At 60.4% G+C, this 5,805-nt stretch carries 4 protein-coding genes; 3 read left to right on the forward strand and 1 reads right to left on the reverse strand.

The window, feature by feature from the left end; all coding sequences use genetic code 11:
- Positions 1-540: 540 nt before the first annotated feature.
- On the reverse strand, positions 541-828 hold the full coding sequence (locus tag Q0K07_RS12795) for a chorismate mutase (RefSeq protein WP_294559749.1): 288 nt from the start codon (positions 826-828) through the stop codon (positions 541-543).
- A gap of 232 nt (positions 829-1,060) precedes the next feature.
- Between Q0K07_RS12795 and Q0K07_RS12800 the strand changes: the two genes are divergently transcribed.
- The 3 genes from Q0K07_RS12800 to Q0K07_RS12810 all read left to right on the forward strand — a co-directional run bounded on the left by Q0K07_RS12800 (position 1,061) and on the right by Q0K07_RS12810 (position 5,636).
- Positions 1,061-1,693: a hypothetical protein gene (locus Q0K07_RS12800; protein ID WP_294559750.1), complete on the forward strand. Its 633-nt coding sequence runs from the start codon at positions 1,061-1,063 to the stop codon at positions 1,691-1,693.
- A 211-nt stretch (positions 1,694-1,904) separates the two neighbouring features.
- Entirely contained in the window at positions 1,905-3,734 is a 1,830-nt protein-coding gene (gene glmS, locus Q0K07_RS12805) for a glutamine--fructose-6-phosphate transaminase (isomerizing) (RefSeq protein WP_294559751.1), read from the forward strand.
- Positions 3,735-3,821: 87 nt separating this feature from the next.
- Positions 3,822-5,636 (forward strand): ABC transporter transmembrane domain-containing protein, encoded by a 1,815-nt coding sequence (locus Q0K07_RS12810; RefSeq protein WP_294559752.1) that lies wholly within the window; start codon positions 3,822-3,824, stop codon positions 5,634-5,636.
- The last annotated feature ends 169 nt before the right edge of the window (positions 5,637-5,805 follow it).

The following is a 5,805-nucleotide window of genomic DNA, read 5'->3' on the forward strand; positions in this document are numbered from 1 at the left end:
AACGTTCCAGCAGACGGCGTGTGGGCTGCCACCTCAGTGTGAGCGTGTCCTGCCGGACCCGCTCACGCAGGCCGACTGTTTTCCGGCCGCTGCCGGAAAACAGTGATAAAGGAAAGGATTTCAAGATATGGGGCGTTGTACGTCGGACTCTGCCTTATTCTGCGCCCGTTTTCGGAAAAAGCATGGCTCAAACGCCCGGACAGGCTCTGTTTGCGGGAAATAAAGCCGTTTTCAACGCTTCATTCTGCTTTCGTTTGCGAAGGAAGGCCGTGTATCAACGCTCTGGGGCCCCCGGCCAGCCTTCAGGCGGCCGGGCCGCCGGGCATAAGCAGCCGCGATTCACTCGCGGCGTTAAACGTCATGCCCGGCGTGCAGGTCCCGCACCCTGTACAGTGTGTCCGGCGCTGACGGGCGTTTGCGTCACACAGGCGATGGCAAGGTCATGCCCGGCCGCCGGGCATAAAAAAAGCGCGGGGCAGGGCCCGCGCTTTTCTCTTTCCTGCGTCCGTCGGTGGAGAAGGGCGCTTTTCCGGCCTTCTCCTACCAGCCCACGCGGGTGCAGGAGAAGATGATCTGCCAGATGTTGCCGATATGCGCGCTGCGCATGGGGCAGTCGGAGTCGTCGTTGAGTTTCTTGAGGCGGTCGATGGTCTGCTGTTCGCGTTCGTGGCTGAACACTTCCACCGGCATGCCGTAACGGTGCTGATCGGTCATGATGCGGCGGCTCAGGTTGAAGCGCCTGCGGACCAGGGTGAGGATTTCGTCGTCGAGGGCGTCCATTTCCGCCCGCAGTTTTTCAATGGCCGCTTCGGATCTGGGATCTGCCATAGGTTCTTTCCTGCCTTTATGGTATGTGGCGCAGGCCCTCCCGGCCGCGCCTTGGTGCTTCTGCTCGTTGTGGGAATGCTCCCGGCACGCGGCCCTTGTCAAGCCTGCACCCGTATTCGCGGCCGGAAAATTTTTTTATCCTTCCCGCCCCATTGCCGAGCGGGGGCAAAAAGGATATCTCTTTTCCTGCGTTTCCGTCGCGCGAGCGGCGGACATTACCTTACAGGAGATTATGATGAACAGGAACCTTGTTTCCTCTCTTGCCCTTGTGTCCATGCTTGCCCTTCTCGGCGGCTGCAACGAAGAAGCGAAGCCGCAGAAGCCCGCGCCCCAGTTCGGTGTGGTGCAGGTGGCGAAAATTTATCAGGAAAGCCAGCTCGGCAAGCAGGGCATAGCCCGTGTGGGCGAGCTGGAGGACAAGGCCATGGCCGTGCTCGGCGACGTGCAGGCCAAGCTGGAAAAGGCCCGTGCCGACAAGAACGAAGCCGAAGTCCAGAAGCTGGAAAAGGAACTGCAGAGCCTTGTATACTTCCTGCAGAACGTCATCAAGCAGGATCAGGAACATGTGATGAACGTGCTCCAGACCGAAATGAAGAAGGCCTTCGAGAAGTGCCGCACCGATCATGACCTCTTCGGTCTGTTCAGCGAGGAAGTCATGCCTTCCTACAGCCCGGAAGTGGATATGACCGACGCCGTGAAGACCATCATGGATGCGAACAAGGCTGATTTCGGCGAGCTTCCTTCTCTGGAAATGCCCGCCCTGCCGGAACCCGCCAATGCCGGCCAGGGTGACGATGCCGCTGCTCCCGCGGCGCCTGCCGCGCCCGCTGCGCCTGCGGCCGCTCCCGCTCCCGCCGCGAAGTAATCGCGTATCCGGATGCAAGGCCCGCCTCTCTTCGGAAAGGCGGGCTTTTTTTGTCCTCCGTTTTTTCCGTCGGCATGTCGGGCGGCGGCTCCCTTTTTTCCTTCCGCGCCCCTTCCTTCTGCCCTTTGCTGAAGCAGAGAGAAGGGCACTTGCCCACAGGCCGTTCCCTCTGTATAAAGGCCGTATACGTTCCCTAAACAGGAGTTCTTATATGTGCGGAATCATTGGCTACAGCGGGCATCGTCCCGCCGTCCCCCTGCTGGTGGAAGGTTTGCATCGCCTGGAATACCGGGGCTACGATTCTTCGGGCGTGGCTTTTGAACAGGCGGGCCGCCTTCAGGTGGTGAAGGCGGCGGGCAAGCTCTCGGCCCTGGAGGCCAAGCTGGAAGAGAACGCCTACATGCTGGCCACCACCGGCATGGGCCACACCCGCTGGGCCACCCACGGTCTGCCCGTGGAAAAGAACGCCCATCCGCATCTTTCCCAGGACGGGAGGATTGCCATTGTTCACAACGGCATCATCGAGAATTTTCAGGAACTTAAGGAAGAACTGCTCGCAAAGGGCCATACCTTCCTTTCCGATACCGACACGGAAGTGCTGGCCCATCTCATAGGCGAGGAAAGAAAGGCCGCTCCCTCCCTGCGCGAGGCCTTTGCCCGCGCGCTGCGCCGCGCCCACGGTGCCTATGCCGTGGTGATGATCGCCCTTGAGGAACCGGGTGTCATGTACGCCGCACGCATGAGCGCGCCGCTGCTCATGGGCGTGGGCGTGGGGGAATGCTTCCTTGCTTCCGATATTCCGGCCTTCCTGCCCTATACCCGCGACGTGGTCTTTCTGGAAGACGGGGAACTGGCCCGCATCAAGGGCCCGAAGTGGGAAGTGCTTTCCCTTGCCGACCTTTCTCCCGTGAAAAAGAGCGTGAGCCATGTGCCGTGGGACATGCAGGCCGCGGCCAAGGGCGGCTACAAGCATTTCATGCTCAAGGAAATCATGGAGCAGCCCCGCGTCATCACCGACTGCCTCACCGGCCGTGTGGCGGAAGAAAAGGACGGGCCGCGCGTGCTGCTGCATGAACTCGACGCGCTCCCCGTGCCTTCGCGTCTGCACATCGTGGCCTGCGGTACTTCCTACAACGCAGGTCTCTGGGGCCGTCAGCTTCTGGAAGGGGTGGGGCGCATTCCCACCGATCTCGACATTGCCTCGGAATTCCGCTACCGCGACCCCATGCTTCTGCCCGGCGAAGTGGTCATGGTCATCAGCCAGTCCGGCGAAACGGCGGACACGCTGGCCGCGCTCCGTCTTGCCCGGGAAAAGGGCTGCAAGGTCATAGGGCTGTGCAACGTGGTGGGTTCCTCCATTGCCCGTGAGGCCGACGTGGTGCTCTATACCCAGGCCGGGCCGGAAATCAGCGTGGCTTCCACCAAGGCCATGTGCAGTCAGATGGTGCTCATCGCCCTCATGGCCCTCTATTACGGGCAGAGAAACGGCGTGACGGACAACGCCATGCTCCGCGGGCTTCTCGAACTGCCGGAAAGGCTTGCCGCCGCGCTTCCTTCCATGCAGGAAAGGGCGGCGCAGCTTGCCCTGCGCTTTGCCTCCTCGCGCAGCTTCTTCTACCTCGGCCGCGGCCAGTGTCACGCCCTGGCTCTGGAAGGCGCGCTCAAGCTCAAGGAACTTTCCTACATCCATGCCGAAGGCTACGCCGCCGGGGAAATGAAGCACGGTCCCATTGCCCTCATCGACCCGCAGTTCCCCACCTTTGCCCTGGCCCTCGACGATGCCCTCTTTGCCAAGGTGAAATCCAATATTCAGGAAGTGCTCGCCCGGCAGGGCCGTGTCATTGCCCTGGTGCAGGAAAGGGAGGGCCGCACGCCCGACCTTCAGGTGGAGGAACTCTGGGTGCTCCCCGCGTCCCTTCCCGCGCTGTCCGGCTTCTTCGCGCTGCCTGCGCTTCAGCTTTTCAGCTATCAGATGGCCGATTATCTGGGCAAGGATGTGGACCAGCCCCGCAACCTCGCCAAAAGCGTCACGGTGGAATAAGCCCTTCGCTTGCCAAGGCGGCTTTTCACGGCTACCATGGGCTGTTCCCGTGTCTTTGCAGGAACAGCCCCTCTGCCATGGAGTTCTATGATGAAATTAGATCTGAAGCAGGTCCTGAATAAAAACCAGTTCGTCGTCAATTACCGCCGTATGTGGCCGTTCGTGAAGCCGTTCTGGCCCATCGCCCTGCTTTCACTGCTTATATGCATTCCTGTCGGCAGTCTGGATGCCGTCATCGCACTGTTCCTCAAGCCCTATACCGATATCGTGGTGGTGGGCAAGAGCATGGAATCGCCGTGGTACATCCCCCTGCTCATTGTGGGCTTCACCACCGTGCAGGGGCTGCTGAACTTCGGCGGCGCCTACCTCAATGCCTGGGTGGGCGGCAAGCTTACCATGGGCCTCAAGTCGCGCCTGTACAAGAAGCTGGTGGAAATCGAACCTTCCTTCTTCGACAAGACCACCTCGGGCGAAGTGCTCTTCCGCTTCAACTCCGATGCGGAACTGGCCTGTTCCGGACTTCTCGGCAACCTGAAGAGCTTCCTCACGCGTATCTGCTCCTCCATCGCCCTCATCGGCGTGCTTTTTTATAATTCCTGGCAGCTCTCCATTCTGGCCATCGTCATTCTTGTGGTGGCCGTGGCTCCCCTCACCAAGGTGAAGAAGCTGCTGAAGTCGCTGGTTTCGCGCAACAACACCTGCATGTTCCAGCTCAATACCACCTACAACGAAACCTTCTCCGGCAACCGTACCATTGCCGCCTACAACCTGCAGGAACGCCAGAAGGAACGCTTCAACGGCCTGCTGGACGACGTGTTCACCCTTACCGTGGCCATGACGCGCCGTACCGCGTGGATCACCCCGTTCATGCACTTCGTCATTTCCATCGGCCTCGGCCTCGCCATCGCCCTCGGAAGCTGGCTCATCGTGCAGGGCAGCATTTCCGCCGGTAACTTCGTTTCCTTCATCACCGCTCTGCTCATGCTCTATACGCCGCTCAAGAACATTACCAATGTGGCGGTTTCCGTGCAGCAGTCCTTCCTCGCCATCGAGCGTGTCTTTTCCCTGCTGGAACGCCCCTGCGTTCTTCTGGAAAAGGAGCATCCCGCCGAACTTTCCGGCGTGAAGAAGGGCGTGACCTTCGAGCATGTCAGCTTCTGCTACAACAAGCATGTGGAAGTGCTCCACGACATCAACCTTGATGTGCGCGTGGGCGAAATGCTCGCCCTCGTCGGCAACTCCGGCGGCGGCAAAAGTACTCTCGTCAGCCTCCTGCCCCGTTTCTACGACGTGACCAGGGGCAGTATCAAGGTGGACGGCGTGGATGTGCGCGACTTTGCCCTGAACGACCTGCGCCAGCATATCGCCATGGTCTTCCAGGATAACTTCCTCTTCGACGGTACCATCAAGGAGAATATCCTCCTCGGCAACCCCGCCGCCACGGATGAGGATATTAAAAAGGCCCTGCACAACGCCTGCCTCAGCGATTTCATCGACTCCCTGGAAAAGGGCGTGGAAACCTATATCGGCGAACGCGGCATACTCCTTTCCGGCGGCCAGAAGCAGCGCGTCGCCATCGCCCGCGCCTTCCTCAAGAATGCCCCCATCGTCATTCTGGACGAAGCTACCTCCGCCCTGGACAACAAGTCCGAAGAAATCGTGCAGCGCGCCATCGACAACCTTATGAAGGATAAGACGGTGTTCGTCATCGCCCACCGCCTCTCCACCGTCAAGAACGCCAACCGTATCGCCGTCATCAACGAGGGCCGCCTCGTCGAACTCGGCAGCCATGAGGAACTCATGGCTATCCCCAACGGCCAGTACCGCACCCTCTACAATATGCAGTTCAAGGCCCCCGCGCATCACGCCAAAGAGGAAAAGCCCGCCGCCGAAGTGGCGTAACCCCCTTTCCCTGCTCCTTCAGGGCGGCGTGGCTCAAGCCTTCGCCGCCCTTTTTGTATCCAGGCCCGGAAAGGCAGAAAAGACAGAAAAGGCAGGAAAGGCAGGAAAGGCACGCGGGGCGCCGCCCCGCACCCCGCCGGGGGGAATGATTCCCCCCGGGCCCCCTCAG

It is taken from the genome of uncultured Mailhella sp., from assembly GCF_944324615.1.
GTDB lineage: Bacteria > Desulfobacterota > Desulfovibrionia > Desulfovibrionales > Desulfovibrionaceae > Mailhella.